The 13,606-nt window shown below is 52.8% G+C and carries 16 protein-coding genes; 8 read left to right on the top strand and 8 right to left on the bottom strand.

Annotated features, from left to right (window positions below):
• Window positions 1-56: 56 nt before the first annotated feature.
• Together F0320_RS05555 and lipA are read left to right on the top strand one after the other, a co-directional pair.
• A complete protein-coding gene (locus tag F0320_RS05555) occupies window positions 57-1,010 on the top strand; it encodes a YbeF family transcriptional regulator (RefSeq protein WP_032665064.1) in 954 nt (317 codons plus the stop codon).
• A gap of 207 nt (window positions 1,011-1,217) precedes the next feature.
• Window positions 1,218-2,183, top strand: coding sequence for a lipoyl synthase (lipA, locus tag F0320_RS05550; protein WP_028019480.1), 966 nt, complete (start codon window positions 1,218-1,220; stop codon window positions 2,181-2,183).
• An 81-nt stretch (window positions 2,184-2,264) separates the two neighbouring features.
• Here the strand turns inward: lipA and tatE are convergent, their stop codons facing one another.
• The gene (gene tatE, locus F0320_RS05545; RefSeq protein WP_023310742.1) at window positions 2,265-2,468 is read right to left on the bottom strand and encodes a twin-arginine translocase subunit TatE; all 204 of its coding nucleotides are present in this window, start codon (window positions 2,466-2,468) and stop codon (window positions 2,265-2,267) included.
• Window positions 2,469-2,593: 125 nt separating this feature from the next.
• Window positions 2,594-3,382, bottom strand: coding sequence for a deaminated glutathione amidase (locus F0320_RS05540; RefSeq protein ID WP_126329008.1), 789 nt, complete (start codon window positions 3,380-3,382; stop codon window positions 2,594-2,596).
• Window positions 3,383-3,449: 67 nt separating this feature from the next.
• Here F0320_RS05540 and crcB point away from each other — a divergent pair, with 67 nt between their 5' ends.
• A complete protein-coding gene (crcB, locus tag F0320_RS05535) occupies window positions 3,450-3,833 on the top strand; it encodes a fluoride efflux transporter CrcB (protein WP_126329009.1) in 384 nt (127 codons plus the stop codon).
• Between the two features lie 219 nt (window positions 3,834-4,052).
• Here crcB and cspE read toward each other — a convergent pair whose 3' ends face one another.
• A complete protein-coding gene (gene cspE, locus F0320_RS05530) occupies window positions 4,053-4,262 on the bottom strand; it encodes a transcription antiterminator/RNA stability regulator CspE (protein WP_002439184.1) in 210 nt (69 codons plus the stop codon).
• A 190-nt stretch (window positions 4,263-4,452) separates the two neighbouring features.
• Window positions 4,453-5,028, bottom strand: coding sequence for a lipid IV(A) palmitoyltransferase PagP (gene pagP / locus F0320_RS05525; protein ID WP_126329010.1), 576 nt, complete (start codon window positions 5,026-5,028; stop codon window positions 4,453-4,455).
• 435 nt (window positions 5,029-5,463) lie between these two features.
• Between pagP and dcuC the strand changes: the two genes are divergently transcribed.
• Together dcuC and rna are read left to right on the top strand one after the other, a co-directional pair.
• A complete protein-coding gene (gene dcuC, locus F0320_RS05520; RefSeq protein WP_023310737.1) occupies window positions 5,464-6,831 on the top strand; it encodes an anaerobic C4-dicarboxylate transporter DcuC in 1,368 nt (455 codons plus the stop codon).
• A gap of 130 nt (window positions 6,832-6,961) precedes the next feature.
• Window positions 6,962-7,735, top strand: coding sequence for a ribonuclease I (rna, locus tag F0320_RS05515; RefSeq protein WP_374693099.1), 774 nt, complete (start codon window positions 6,962-6,964; stop codon window positions 7,733-7,735).
• On the opposite strand, the gene F0320_RS05510 is transcribed toward rna, so the two are convergent.
• Window positions 7,729-8,346, bottom strand: coding sequence for a flavin reductase family protein (locus F0320_RS05510; protein WP_126329012.1), 618 nt, complete (start codon window positions 8,344-8,346; stop codon window positions 7,729-7,731). The genes rna and F0320_RS05510 overlap by 7 nt on opposite strands.
• A 245-nt stretch (window positions 8,347-8,591) precedes the next feature.
• Between F0320_RS05510 and rnk the strand changes: the two genes are divergently transcribed.
• The gene (gene rnk / locus F0320_RS05505) at window positions 8,592-9,002 is read left to right on the top strand and encodes a nucleoside diphosphate kinase regulator (RefSeq protein WP_023310734.1); all 411 of its coding nucleotides are present in this window, start codon (window positions 8,592-8,594) and stop codon (window positions 9,000-9,002) included.
• Window positions 9,003-9,139: 137 nt separating this feature from the next.
• A complete protein-coding gene (yldA, locus tag F0320_RS05500; protein WP_274518173.1) occupies window positions 9,140-9,229 on the top strand; it encodes a small membrane protein YldA in 90 nt (29 codons plus the stop codon).
• Window positions 9,230-9,237: 8 nt separating this feature from the next.
• Here yldA and F0320_RS05495 read toward each other — a convergent pair whose 3' ends face one another.
• Window positions 9,238-10,476 (bottom strand): zinc-dependent alcohol dehydrogenase, encoded by a 1,239-nt coding sequence (locus tag F0320_RS05495; protein ID WP_126329013.1) that lies wholly within the window; start codon window positions 10,474-10,476, stop codon window positions 9,238-9,240.
• 180 nt (window positions 10,477-10,656) lie between these two features.
• On the opposite strand from F0320_RS05495, the gene uspG reads away from it, so the two are divergent.
• Window positions 10,657-11,085 carry a universal stress protein UspG gene (uspG, locus tag F0320_RS05490; protein ID WP_149323809.1) on the top strand — a complete coding sequence of 143 codons (429 nt, stop codon included), beginning with the start codon at window positions 10,657-10,659 and terminating at the stop codon, window positions 11,083-11,085.
• Window positions 11,086-11,145: 60 nt separating this feature from the next.
• On the opposite strand, the gene ahpF is transcribed toward uspG, so the two are convergent.
• Window positions 11,146-12,711: an alkyl hydroperoxide reductase subunit F gene (gene ahpF, locus F0320_RS05485; RefSeq protein ID WP_047650564.1), complete on the bottom strand. Its 1,566-nt coding sequence runs from the start codon at window positions 12,709-12,711 to the stop codon at window positions 11,146-11,148.
• Window positions 12,712-12,838: 127 nt separating this feature from the next.
• Window positions 12,839-13,402 carry an alkyl hydroperoxide reductase subunit C gene (ahpC, locus tag F0320_RS05480; protein ID WP_008501015.1) on the bottom strand — a complete coding sequence of 188 codons (564 nt, stop codon included), beginning with the start codon at window positions 13,400-13,402 and terminating at the stop codon, window positions 12,839-12,841.
• Window positions 13,403-13,606 lie beyond the last annotated feature (204 nt).

Below are 13,606 nucleotides of genomic sequence, written 5' to 3'. Positions count from 1 at the left end.
GCATAATAAATAAATTCAACTATCATTCATATTGTGAATGTATACGGAGTGAAAGCGTGGAGTATAATAATTTACCGGCCAAACGACTGAATGAACCCGGTGGCGAAGACAAGCCGCAAATTTTTCGGACTTTACGTAATATTGATCTCAATTTACTGACTATTTTTGAGGCAGTATATGTCCATAAGGGTATCGTTAACGCTGCGAAAATTCTTAATCTCACGCCATCAGCAATAAGTCAGTCAATCCAAAAGCTTCGCGCTATATTTCCTGACCCGTTATTTATCCGTAAGGGCCAGGGGGTAACGCCGACGGCTTACGCTACCCATCTTCATGAGTACATCAGCCAGGGGCTTGAGTCGATTCTGGGCGCACTTGATTTAACCGGAAGCTATGATAAGCAGCGAACCATCACCATCGGCTGTTCCCCTTCTGTAGGGGTGCTGGTCATGCCTGCGATCTTTCAGGCCGTGAAAGAGCATGCGCCGCAGCTTTTGCTACGCAATGTGCCTCTCAATGAACCAGACATTCAGCTTGCCCAGTTCCAGACGGACCTGATTATTGAAAGCGGCAGCTTCAGTGCCAGAGCGCTGGGGCAAAATGTGCTTTATGCGGATAACCTGGTACTGGTTTGCCGCCAGCAGCATCCTGCTCTTAGCGAGCCGTTAACCATCGAAAACCTGCGCAACTACGATCACTCATCTTTCATGACCGAAGGGCAATCTAATCATGCACTTCGTCAGCGCATTGATGAAATTTTCCCGGAACGTCAGATCAGCTTCAGCAGTTACAATATGTTTACCACCGCTTCCCTGATCGGCAGCAGCGACATGCTGTGCGTTATGCCATCACGCCTGTACAGCCTGCTACAAAAATGCTGGCCGCTGGAAAGCATCCCGCTCAGTCAGCTTAATGCGGAATCCATCGAGATTTCACTGCATTACAACAAGCTGAGTTTGCGCGATCCGGTCCTGGAAAACGTCATCCGCATTATCCGTCAGGCCTTCTGACAGGTTTAGCCAGCACAAGTCCCTGCAACCCGCAGGGCAAAAGGCACAAAACAACAACTATTTTACAAATTGGCGATCTGGCAGGCTGCTTTAACGACCGTTTCAATGATATACTGCCTGTCGTTCGTTCAAAAATAGTTGATAAATACAACATTCCCTTGAATTGAAACGCTTTCCTTCGATATTCGCAACTGGAACACGCACGCTATGAGTAAACCCATTGTGATGGAACGCGGTGTTAAATACCGCGATGCCGATAAAATGGCCCTTATCCCGGTTAAAAACGTGGCTACAGAGCGCGAGGCGCTGTTAAGAAAACCGGAATGGATGAAAATCAAACTTCCGGCCGACTCTTCGCGTATCCAGGGGATCAAAGCGGCGATGCGCAAGAATGGCCTTCACTCCGTCTGTGAAGAAGCCTCTTGCCCGAACCTTGCTGAATGTTTCAATCACGGTACCGCGACGTTTATGATTCTGGGTGCTATCTGTACCCGCCGCTGCCCGTTCTGCGATGTTGCTCATGGCCGTCCAGTCGCGCCTGATGCTAACGAACCCCAAAAACTGGCGCAGACCATCGCCGACATGGCGCTGCGTTATGTGGTTATCACATCCGTTGACCGTGACGACCTGCGTGACGGTGGTGCTCAGCACTTCGCCGACTGCATTACGGCCATTCGCGAGAAAAGCCCTAACATCAAAATCGAGACGCTGGTGCCTGACTTCCGTGGCCGTATGGACCGCGCGCTGGATATCCTCACCGCAACGCCGCCAGATGTGTTTAACCACAACCTGGAGAACGTGCCGCGTATCTACCGTCAGGTGCGTCCGGGCGCTGACTATAACTGGTCCCTGAAGCTGCTGGAGCGTTTCAAAGAAGCGCATCCGCATATTCCGACCAAGTCTGGTCTGATGGTGGGTCTGGGTGAAACCAATGATGAAATCATCGAGGTGATGCGCGATCTTCGCCGCCACGGTGTGACCATGTTGACCCTGGGCCAGTATCTGCAGCCAAGCCGTCACCACCTACCGGTACAGCGCTACGTGAGTCCGGACGAGTTCGATGAAATGAAAGCCGAAGCGATGGCGATGGGCTTCACCCACGCAGCCTGCGGCCCATTCGTTCGCTCCTCATACCATGCCGATATGCAGGCTAAAGGCGAAGAAGTTAAATAATGCTGTAATATTCATTTACAGTAATACAAAAAAACCGGCCTAATGAGCCGGTTTTTTTTCGCAAGCCTTCAGGCGTTGCCGTCACTCTTTGTGAGAAAGCTTGTCTGCCGGGACGTCATCCTCGGCGCTTTTCTTCGCCGCTGCATCATCATCGTTCATCGCTTTCTTAAAGCCTTTGATGGCAGCCCCCAGGTCACCACCCAGCGTGCGTAACTTCTTGGTACCAAACAGCAGGACGACCAGTGCGGCAACCACCAGCAGTTTGGTAATACTAATCTCACCCATAGATACCTTCTTTACTTAAAACAGGCTGCATTCAGCGCCAAAACCTGAATGTATTAACGGTCATTTAGCGCGTGCACACAATAGCAATCTGTAACAAGGTGAATCAAGCATTGTTGAAAAAAACATCACAATAATTGCGGTGGCGCAAACCGACGATTGCGAAGTACGGGTAATTGCTGACGCGCAAGCGCAATTCTTTCTGAGTTTATCTCCGCCACCAGCAAATCCGGGGCTTCAGCGGCAGCGGCGATCGTCACCCCCAGCGGATCAACTACCCTGCTTTGCCCAATGTTTTTCGTGCCACATTCTCCTGCGGCAACGACATAGCAGGTGGTATCCAGCGCGCGCGCCGCAAGCAGCGTTGCCCAGTGGTGCTCTTTTAACGGCCCTCTGACCCACGCGGCAGGCAGCACCAGTACGTCCGCCCCCTGCAGCGCCAGATGCAGCGCCAGCTCGGGAAAACGCAGGTCATAGCAGGTCATCAGCCCGATCCTGAATCCGTCAATCTCCAGCAGCGGTGGGATATCGTCTCCGGGGTCAACGCGTCGCGACTCCTGGATGCTGAACGCATCATAGAGATGAAGCTTGGCGTAGCGTGCGACGATGGCCCCGTCACGAATCGCCACCAGCGTATTCACCGCGCGACCCGGCGTTGAGGGAACATGGATCGTTAAGATCGTCGTCATCGTATTGCCTGCGCTTTGGGCGAGCAATTGCTGTAAGAATTCGCCATCCAGCGGCTGCGCGGACTTCACGGACAAATCCGGGTCGTTATCAGCTCTGGCCAGCAGCGCCTCGGGGAGAACCAACAGCGACGCGCCTTTCTGTCGGGCCTGCATCATCAGGTTGACGCATGTTTTCGCATTCACATGCCAGTCAGGCGTGACGGCAAACTGCCCTACCGCTACATACATATTTGTCCCCTCATCATAAACGGCGTTAAACTCGCTACTCTTACACATCAAATAGCAGGTATTAAGCGTGTTACAACTACTTTTAGCCGTTTTTATTGGTGGGGGAACGGGTAGCGTTGCGCGATGGTTTTTGAGTATGCGGTTTAATCCCCTGCATCAGGCGATTCCCATGGGGACGCTTGCCGCAAACCTGATTGGTGCTTTCATCATTGGTATGGGGCTGGCCTGGTTTAATCGAATGACGCACATCGACCCAATGTGGAAGGTATTGATTACCACCGGATTCTGCGGCGGTTTGACCACCTTCTCAACCTTTTCTGCGGAAACGGTTTTTCTGTTTCAGGAAGGCCGTATCGGGTGGGCGCTGATGAATATGGCGATCAATTTGTTCGGCTCGTTTGCGATGACGGGGATCGCATTTTGGCTCTTTTCTTCCGCAAGCGCGCATTAACAACCGAATCGTTAATGTTGGCTTAATTTTTCTCTGTCACTCTGGATACAGTACTGAACGAGGGTGACAGAATGAAACAGAGTCTGATGAACGCAGGAATGGTGTTGTTGAGCGTGCTGATCGTTGCCAGCTTCCTGAAAACGTATCTGCTTGGCTGATTCAAAACGAAAAAAACCCGCTCAGTGAGCGGGTTTTGAAATTCTTGCTGACGCGTCTGAATTACAGAGCGATTACGTTAGCAGCAGAAGGGCCTTTGGCACCGTTAGTGATTTCGAACTCTACACGCTGACCTTCAGCCAGAGTTTTGAAACCATTAGACTGGATTGCAGAGAAGTGTACGAACACGTCTTTGCTGCCATCTTCAGGAGTAATGAAACCGAATCCTTTGGACTCATTAAACCACTTAACGTTACCTTTAATCTTAGACATCAAAATTACCTTTACATTAAAAAACGACACAAATGCTGTGTCGGATATCAGTACATCAATTGTGGGACCTTTTGTCCAGCGGATCTTTGATAAAAAGTGACTAAAGTCGCGTTAATTTTCACTGACAGATTTTTATCGCTTATGAATCAAGACCTGCGCGTTTTATCACCAGCATGTAACGTTTTGTCAGTTAAAACTGAAAACGCATCCAGGCGAAGTAAACGTTACCGTTGTTGTACGTACCCGGAATGTAGGTCATCTGGAACGTTGCGGGGCCATAGCCAATAGAGGCCAAAGGCAGCAGCACCGGGATTGGAATGTATTTCCAGTTGTCACGTGCAGTGACCCCGGCGGTATAGCCCAAACCGACGTGAAAGTTCTCGTCCGCTAGCGGGCGCCAGGTTTTTTCCCAACCATATCCCCCAATCGGCTCCCATTTATTAAACGAGTCTTTGAAGGCCATCAGATAGATACCATGCCAGTTTCCCTTTTCATCCCAGCGGGACTGGCCAAAACCCGCGCCCCACGGACGCTCGTTGTATTTATCGGTTTTCTCTTTGTCATAAGCAAAACGCGCATGCCACGTTATTGCCGGGACATAGAGATCATAATGTTCAGGTGCCGTCCAGGTCTGGGAAACATTATCCGTAAAGGTTGAAAACCAGCCTTTATCCGTCGCGGTTTCTTCTGCCTGTGCAACAGAAGAAAACGTTAACTGCCCAAAAATAAACAACAAAATAGAGAAAAATGTATTACGTACAATCACAATGCAATTACCATTCTTAGTATTCGAGGCAAAGTTTACCACAACATAGTTGAATAAAGGCTTAACGGCATCGGCGTTATTCCTAATTATTCGGCCACTTCCCGGGAATATTCTTAAAGAAAGCCGACGATACGTTCAAATAAGCCCACAAGATGTGTGACTTTTACCATTTGGCATTGTTAATCAGTAACTTGTAAAACCACACAAAGCATTAACAATTTGTTATCATTATTAATGACATGTTGCGCAGTTTCTGAGGGTCAAGGACCTCATGACATAAATGTATGGACCATGGCAAAAACACGGTTGTTCTGTTCTTTAGTCGTCAGTTTATTGATTTTAATCAGCAAGAACAGAACATTTATTCGGCACATTTTCATCCTTCTTTTTTTATTGATTTTTGTGCTCCATTGCAGCAGAGATACAGGGGAAATCATGCTTACGTTATTCGAACTCCTTATTGGAGTCGTCGTCATTGTCGGCGTCGCACGCTACATCATTAAAGGCTACTCGGCCACGGGCGTATTATTTGTCGGCGGTTTAACGCTGCTGATTATCAGCGCAATAATGGGGCACCAGGTGTTACCTGCCAGCGCGACCAGTACCGGTTACACTGCTACAGATATTGTTGAATACATTAAAATATTGCTCATGAGCCGCGGCGGTGATCTGGGTATGATGATCATGATGCTGTGCGGTTTTGCAGCCTACATGACCCACATCGGCGCCAACGACATGGTCGTTAAGCTTGCCTCCAAACCCCTGCAATACATCAACTCGCCGTATCTGCTGATGGTCGCCGCCTATTTCCTCGCCTGCCTCATGTCGCTGGCCGTTTCGTCAGCTACCGGACTTGGCGTACTGCTCATGGCGACGCTGTTCCCGGTTATGGTGAACGTCGGTATCAGCCGTGGCGCCGCCGCGGCAATTTGCGCGTCTCCGGCAGCGATTATTCTCTCCCCGACCTCCGGCGACGTCGTGCTGGCGGCAAAGGCGGCGGAGATGTCACTCATCGACTTCGCCTTTAAAACCACGTTACCAATCTCGATTGTTGCCATCGTGGGCATGGGGATCGCGCATTTCTTCTGGCAGCGCTATCTCGATAAGAAAGAAAACATCAGCCATGAAATGATGGACGTGAGTGAGATCACCACGACGGCTCCCGCGTTCTACGCCATTCTGCCGTTCACCCCGATCGTCGGAGTGCTGATTTTTGACGGCAAATGGGGTCCACAGCTGCACATCATCACCATTCTGGTCATCTGTATGCTGCTGGCCGCCGTGCTGGAGTTTGTACGCGGTTTTAACACGCAAAAAGTCTTCTCGGGTCTGGAAGTTGCGTATCGCGGTATGGCGGATGCCTTCGCTGGCGTGGTGATCCTGCTGGTTGCAGCGGGCGTTTTTGCCCAGGGTCTGAGCACGATCGGCTTTATCCAGAGCCTGATTTCTATCGCCACCTCGTTCGGCTCGGCCAGTATTATCCTGATGCTGGTTCTGGTGGTGCTCACCATGCTGGCAGCCATGACCACCGGTTCCGGTAATGCGCCTTTCTACGCTTTCGTTGAGATGATCCCGAAACTGGCTCACTCCTCCGGTATAAACCCGGCCTACCTCTCCATTCCCATGCTGCAGGCGTCAAACCTGGGTCGTACCATTTCGCCGGTGTCGGGTGTGGTCGTCGCCGTTGCCGGGATGGCGAAAATCTCGCCATTCGAAGTCGTCAAACGCACCTCAGTGCCCGTTATAGTTGGTCTGATTATCGTGATTATCGCCACGGAAGTGCTGGTACCCGGCGCGGCCTAAGCTAAATTATGGATATCCAAAAAGCGCCTGCGGGCGCTTTTTGTGCTTTAATAACTTCCAGAAATAAATCGTGCTCATTCGATCAGGAAATCATATGTTCAGGAAGGATATCGTCATCCCGTCTGGCGCAATGGCGCTTGCTCTCTGTATCTTCTCCGCTCAGGCGGAACCGCTGAAGGCAACACAGTATGGCGATTTCGATCGCTATGTGCTGGCGCTGTCCTGGCAAACCGGGTTTTGCCAGAGCATGGTCGAGCGCAACCGCAATGAACCTGACGAATGTCGCCTGCAAAAAGAGCGCGATAATAAAGCCGATTTTCTGACCGTTCACGGTCTATGGCCTGGCCTGCCGAAATCTATTGCCGCACGCGGCGTGGATGAGCGTCGATGGATGCGTTTTGGCTGCGCCACGCGCCCTATCCCGAACATGCCGGAAGTGAAGGCCAGCCGCAAATGCAATGCAGCCGAAACCGGACTGTCGCTTTCCGCGGCCGCAAAGCTCAACGACGTGATGCCGGGCGCGGGCGGTAATTCCTGCCTGGAACGTTATGAATATGCCAAACATGGCGTCTGCTTTGGTTTCGATCCGGATGCCTATTTCGGCACGATGGTGCGGATGAATCAGGAAGTTAAAAACAGCGCGGTTGGTAAATTCCTCGCCGATAATTACGGGAAAACCGTCAATCGCAGCGACTTTGACATTGCCGTTGCCAAAAGCTGGGGCAAAGAAAACATCAAAGCGATCAAGCTGACCTGCAACGGCAATCCGGCGTATCTGACCGAGATGCAGGTTTCGCTTAAGGCGGACACCATTAACAACCCGCTTTCTGCGGCGTCATTTGCCCCGCAGCCACATCCAGGTAACTGCGGAAAACAGTTCGTGATTGATAAAGCCGGCTACTGAGCCGCGCCCGGGCGCACCATATCAAACCGGTTTTCGTCACTGATGCCATAATACGCCGTCGGCCCACCCGCACGCAGGATGGGCTGCGCTTTCGCCGTCTGGTAAATCCCCTCTTCCAGCAGCGTTTCGGCAATATGGATACCGACCACCTCCCCCAGCACCAGCCAGGTATCAACCGGTGTGCCGTCGGCACCGGTCAGTTGAATGCACTGCGACAGGCGGCACTCAAAGTTTACAGGGCTTTCCGCGACGCGCGGCGTGCTAACCAGCTGACTCGCCGCCGGCGTGAGTCCGGCAAAGCTAAATTCATCCCGATCGTGAGGAAGCATGGCAGAGGTTTGGTTCATGGCTTCGGCAAGATCGCGGGTTGCGAGGTTCCAGACAAACTCTTTTGTTTCGTTAATATTACGCACGCTGTCCTTCCAGCCGTTGCTGGAAAAACCGATGATCGGCGGGCGATAGTTAAAGCAGTTAAAGAAGCTGTACGGTGCGAGATTCAGCTGACCGGCCTTATCGCATGAGGAGATCCAGCCGATCGGACGTGGACCAATAATGGCGTTCAGCGGATCGTGCGGCAGGCCGTGACCCTGAGACGGTTGGTAGAAGTACATAATTCTCTCTCGTTGGTGGGCAACGCCCGGGTTCAGGACACTCAGCGTAACGTATTCCGCCCGGAATGAAGACTGAATAAATTTCAGCGAAAATTCATATGGACCATGAATGTGACCTTCATCACTTCAAACTTGCGCGCTCAGCCAGTATCATCGGGAGAGTTAAACCCTCGCTGCCAGACGGCGAGGGTTTTCTTTTGGATTGGTTTCTGCGTTACACGCAGCATTAACGACATGGAGTAAAAATGTCCAGACCTACAATTATCATCAATGAGCTCGACGCAGAACGTATCGACAGGCTGCTGGAAAAAGCAGAGTTTGCCTCACTTCCCGTGGCCGACGCCCTGAATGAGGAGCTCGACCGGGCGCAGATGTGCACGCCTGAGACGATGCCGCATGACGTGGTCACCATGAACAGCCAGGTAAAATTCCGCAACCTGACCACCGGTGAAGAGCTGACCCGCACACTGGTTTACCCGGCTCAGATGACCGACAGCAGCGCACAGCTTTCTGTTCTTGCGCCTGTGGGTGCCGCACTGCTGGGCCTGCGCACGGGCGATACCATCCACTGGGAATTGCCGGGCGGCGCCTCTGCTCATCTTGAAGTGCTGGCGTTGCTCTACCAGCCAGAAGCCGCGGGCGATTACCTGCGTTAACCACTTCTGAACAAGCGCCCCCGCTTTGCACAGAGGATGCAGCCGCATCCTCTTTCCGTAAATTCACCCCATTTTCTTATATCGCGCAAAAAGCCCTTAATCCACGCTTAATCTGTTTTGGTGCCGTGGGGACGGTCATGAGTGAGATACTGGCTATCACACTTATTTTTCTGATTATTGCGGCGATTATCGTCATGGCCGTGCTTTATCTTGAACGCCACAGCTAGGCGAGTATTCATGCAACGCCACCGGGGAAAGCATTTACCAGGCCCTTAACTTTCTGCTCTGCGGCCTCGGGTGTTTCTGCACCAGGGACCAGAATCACCTTCCGGCACTCCTCCTCCCGTTTTTCGAATACCTTATAGGCGCGTTCCGCATCAGCCAGGGGGAGATAATGGGTCACGATCTCTTCCGGGGTAAGCAGCCCTTTTTCGATCAGCGGCAGCAGTTCACCCAGCCAGGCATGGACGTGCGTCTGGCCCATTTTGAACGTCAGCCCCTTATCAAAGGCATCGCCAAACAGGAAGCCATGAATAAACCCGGCGTACACGCCGGGTACGCTAACTACGCCACCGCGTCGAACGGCAGCAATGCACTGCCGCAACGCTTTGCCGCTACTGCCTTCAATTTTAAGATTGCTGAGGATCGTTTCGGTGGTGCTACCTTTCGCTTCGAACCCTACCGCATCAATCACGGCGTCAACGCCGCGCTGGCCAGCGGTCTGTTCGATGACTTTTTCCGCCGCGTCGTTATCAGCATCAAAGTTGATGGGAATTGCGCCGTAACGCGCCTCGGCAAATCGCAAACGGTACGGGTGGTGATCGATAACAAAAATCTGCTCAGCCCCTAACAGCCGCGCGCAGGCAATGGTCAGTAGCCCCACCGGCCCGGCGCCGAAAACCGCAACGCTTGAGCCTTTTTCAATCTGCGCATTTTTTGCCGCCTGCCAGGCCGTGGGCAAAATATCGGACAGGAACAGCGCCTTATCATCGGAAAGAAGCTGCGGTACCTTAAACGGCCCGACGTTGCCTTTTGGCACGCGGACATATTCCGCCTGTCCCCCCGGCACGCCGCCGTAGAGATGGCTGTAGCCAAACAGCGCGGCCGGCGCGGGAATTTGCTTTTTGTTAAGCGCGGCGCCCTGCCCGGCATTGGTATTCTCACAGGCTGCGTATTGCTGCAGACGACAGAAGAAACAGTCTCCGCAGGCGATGACAAAGGGGATCACCACACGATCGCCTTTTTGCAAATTCTTCACCTCTGCGCCGCACTCGACGATTTCCCCCATAAACTCATGGCCAAAAATGTCGCCGTGCTGCACCTTCGGGATCTTTCCGCGATAGAGATGCAAATCGGAGCCGCAGATAGCAGTGGCCGTGACGCGCAGAATGATATCGTCGGGCTGTTCGATAATGGGATCGGGTACATTCTCGACGCGAACATGGTGCGGACCGTGATACGTAAGTGCTTTCATGCGACCTCCGAAAGGTTCCAGGTAAGTGTATAAGGGTAGCTATCCCTGAAGGTCTGCCCCGGAATACGGGGCTTTTGAGATTTATCCTGGTGAGATAAGAAAACTGACGGAGCGCTTACAGAAACCATTTATTTTTTATGGTTGAATGAGTACAGCGTTTATAAACAAGGAGAAACGGGTATGTATCAGAGAATCATTATGCCGGTTGATGTTTTTGAGATGGAGCTGAGCGACAAGGCCGTTCGCCATGCGGAGTTCCTGGCGCAGCAGGACGGTGTTATCCATCTTTTGCACGTACTGCCGGGCTCCGCCAGCCTGAGCCTGCACCGCTTTGCCGCCGATGTACGCCGCTTCGAGGAGCATTTGCAGCATGAAGCGGAAACGCGCCTGCAAACCATGGTCAGCCACTTCAGCATCGACCCTTCTCGCATCAAAACGCACGTCAGATTCGGCAGCGTACGCGATGCGGTAAACGAACTGGCGAACGAACTGAAAGCAGACGTGGTGGTCATCGGTTCGCGCAACCCTTCCATTACCACGCATCTGCTGGGCTCTAACGCCTCCAGCGTGATCCGCTACACCCACATACCGGTGATGGTCGTAAGATAAAAAAAGAGGCCACCTTTCGGTGGCCTCTCGCTATTGCAGGTGTAGCCTTACTTTCTTCTATTATGCGGTTTTGGTGCGAATCAGATAGTCAAAGGAACTCAGAGACGCCTTCGCCCCTTCGCCCGTGGCGATAATGATCTGTTTGTACGGCACGGTGGTGCAGTCGCCCGCCGCAAACACGCCTTTCACGCTGGTTTCACACTTCGCATCGATGATGATTTCGCCCATGCGGTTGCGCTCAATCGCCCCTTCCAGCCAGGTGGTATTTGGCAGCAGACCAATCTGCACGAAGATCCCTGACAGCTGAACGCTGTGCACGTCGCCGCTCACGCGGTCGCGGTATTCCAGGCCCGTCACTTTGCTGCCGTCGCCCTTCACTTCCGTGGTCTGCGCGTTCAGTACGATATCGACGTTTTTCAGGCTGCGAACTTTATCCTGCAGAACCTGGTCGGCCTTCATCTCTGGAGCGAACTCCAGAAGGGTAACGTGCTCAACAATCCCCGCCAGGTCGATAGCCGCTTCCACGCCGGAGTTACCGCCGCCGATCACCGCCACGCGTTTACCTTTAAACAGCGGGCCGTCGCAGTGCGGACAGTAGGTCACGCCTTTGGTGCGGTACTGATCTTCGCCCGGGACGTTCATGTTGCGCCATTTCGCACCGGTGGCAATGATAATGCTGCGCGCTTTCAGCACCGCGCCGGACGCGGTTTCAATCTGGTGTAAACCACCCTCTACTGCGGCCGGAACCAGCTTGCTGGCGCTCTGGCTGTCGATCACGTCTACGTCATAGTCGCTGACGTGCGCCTTCAGCGCCCCCGCCAGCTTCTGGCCTTCGGTCTTCGGTACGGAGATGTAGTTTTCGATGTCCACGGTATCGAGCACCTGGCCACCAAAGCGTTCGCCCATCAGGCCGGTACGAATACCTTTACGCGCGGAGTACACCGCTGCCGCCGCACCCGCAGGGCCGGAACCGACGATCAGCACGTCGTAGGCATCGCGTTTGTTCAGCGCTTCCGCCGCACGTTTTTCAGCACCGGTATCCACTTTGGCAACGATTTCGGTCAGCGTCATACGGCCCTGGCCGAACTCTTTGCCGTTCATGTAGACCGCCGGAACGCCCATCACGTTGCGATCGGTGATTTCATTCTGGAAGGTACCGCCGTCAATTGCCGTGTGCTTGATGCGCGGGTTCAGGACCGACATCAGGTTCAGCGCCTGCACCACGTCCGGGCAGTTGTGGCAGGAGAGCGAGTAATAGGTTTCAAACTCAAAATCGCCGTCGATATCGCGGATCTGCTCCAGCAGCGCCTGCGCTTCTTTTGACGGATGACCACCGGTCCACAGCAGCGCCAGCACCAGTGAAGTAAATTCGTGGCCCAGCGGCGAACCGGCAAATCGCGGTCCCTGATCGGAGCCTGGATTGGTAATCAGGAAAGAGGGCTTACGGACCGGCAGCGCGTTGTCTTCTTTGAAGGTCACTTTCGGCGACAGCTCGGCGATCTCCGCCAGCAGTTCCTTGATCTCTGCCGATTTTGCGCTGTCGTCCAGCGTGGCAATCAGCTCAACGGGTTTGGTCAGTTTCTCAAGGTAGGCCTTGAGCTGGGTTTTCATGTTAGTGTCGAGCATTGTTCTTCCCTCTCTTAAGACGTCATCATGCAAGCTGCCTTATACGGGCGGCCTGAATGCAACTTGCATCATGGTGCTGGAATGAAATGGGCGCGGGTGCGCCCATTGATTGCCGGATGGGCAAAACTTAGATTTTACCAACCAGATCTAAGGATGGAGCCAGCGTTGCTTCGCCTTCTTTCCATTTCGCCGGGCACACTTCGCCTGGGTGAGAAGCCACGTACTGAGCGGCTTTCACTTTACGCAGCAGGTCAGAAGCATCACGGCCGATACCTTCAGCGGTAACTTCGATAGCCTGGATAATGCCCTGCGGGTCAACAACGAAGGTGGCGCGGTCAGCCAGGCCTTCATCTTCACGCATGTTGTCGAAGTTACGGGTCAGGGCGCCAGTCGGGTCGCCGATCATCGCGTATTTGATTTTCGCGATGGTTTCAGAGCTGCTGTGCCATGCTTTGTGGGTGAAGTGGGTATCGGTAGAGACAGAGTAAACGTCTACGCCCAGCTTCTGCAGTTCGTCGTAATGGTCTGCAACGTCACCCAGTTCAGTCGGGCAAACGAAGGTAAAGTCAGCCGGATAGAAGAAGAAGACGCTCCAGCGGCCTTCGGTATCTTTCTCGGTAACTTCGATGAACTCACCGTTTTTGAACGCCTGGTTTTTGAAAGGTTTAATTTTGGTATTAATCAAAGACATCTGTACTTCCTCCGTGTTTTCGTTGAGATGTAAGGTAACCAACTTTATTCATCGGGGCTAATGCGTATGCTTTATCAAATCAATCAGCCAAACCTTACAACGTCGACAAGACAACAAGGTGAACCTTTTACAGGAAAGCCTGAAAGTAAAAAGGCCGCCTCAACGGGCGGCCCTGATACCTGAATTCCCCGCAGGTACATTCAG

It is taken from the genome of Enterobacter dykesii, assembly GCF_008364625.2.
In the GTDB taxonomy this organism is placed as follows: Bacteria; Pseudomonadota; Gammaproteobacteria; order Enterobacterales; family Enterobacteriaceae; genus Enterobacter; species Enterobacter dykesii.
The sequence above is the reverse complement of the archived record's forward strand: the minus strand, read 5'-3'. Positions and strand labels throughout refer to the sequence as shown.

Excerpts from the sequence above, each read along its gene's own strand:
- lipA (WP_028019480.1), top strand. The coding sequence starts at position 1,218 with ATGAGTAAACCCATTGTGATGGAACGCGGTGTTAAATACCGCGATGCC.
- tatE (WP_023310742.1), bottom strand. The coding sequence starts at position 2,468 with ATGGGTGAGATTAGTATTACCAAACTGCTGGTGGTTGCCGCACTGGTC.
- F0320_RS05540 (WP_126329008.1), bottom strand. The coding sequence starts at position 3,382 with ATGTATGTAGCGGTAGGGCAGTTTGCCGTCACGCCTGACTGGCATGTG.
- cspE (WP_002439184.1), bottom strand. The coding sequence starts at position 4,262 with ATGTCTAAGATTAAAGGTAACGTTAAGTGGTTTAATGAGTCCAAAGGA.
- dcuC (WP_023310737.1), top strand. The coding sequence starts at position 5,464 with ATGCTTACGTTATTCGAACTCCTTATTGGAGTCGTCGTCATTGTCGGC.
- rna (WP_374693099.1), top strand. The coding sequence starts at position 6,962 with ATGGCGCTTGCTCTCTGTATCTTCTCCGCTCAGGCGGAACCGCTGAAG.
- F0320_RS05510 (WP_126329012.1), bottom strand. The coding sequence starts at position 8,346 with ATGTACTTCTACCAACCGTCTCAGGGTCACGGCCTGCCGCACGATCCG.
- rnk (WP_023310734.1), top strand. The coding sequence starts at position 8,592 with ATGTCCAGACCTACAATTATCATCAATGAGCTCGACGCAGAACGTATC.
- yldA (WP_274518173.1), top strand. The coding sequence starts at position 9,140 with ATGAGTGAGATACTGGCTATCACACTTATTTTTCTGATTATTGCGGCG.
- F0320_RS05495 (WP_126329013.1), bottom strand. The coding sequence starts at position 10,476 with ATGAAAGCACTTACGTATCACGGTCCGCACCATGTTCGCGTCGAGAAT.
- uspG (WP_149323809.1), top strand. The coding sequence starts at position 10,657 with ATGTATCAGAGAATCATTATGCCGGTTGATGTTTTTGAGATGGAGCTG.
- ahpF (WP_047650564.1), bottom strand. The coding sequence starts at position 12,711 with ATGCTCGACACTAACATGAAAACCCAGCTCAAGGCCTACCTTGAGAAA.
- ahpC (WP_008501015.1), bottom strand. The coding sequence starts at position 13,402 with ATGTCTTTGATTAATACCAAAATTAAACCTTTCAAAAACCAGGCGTTC.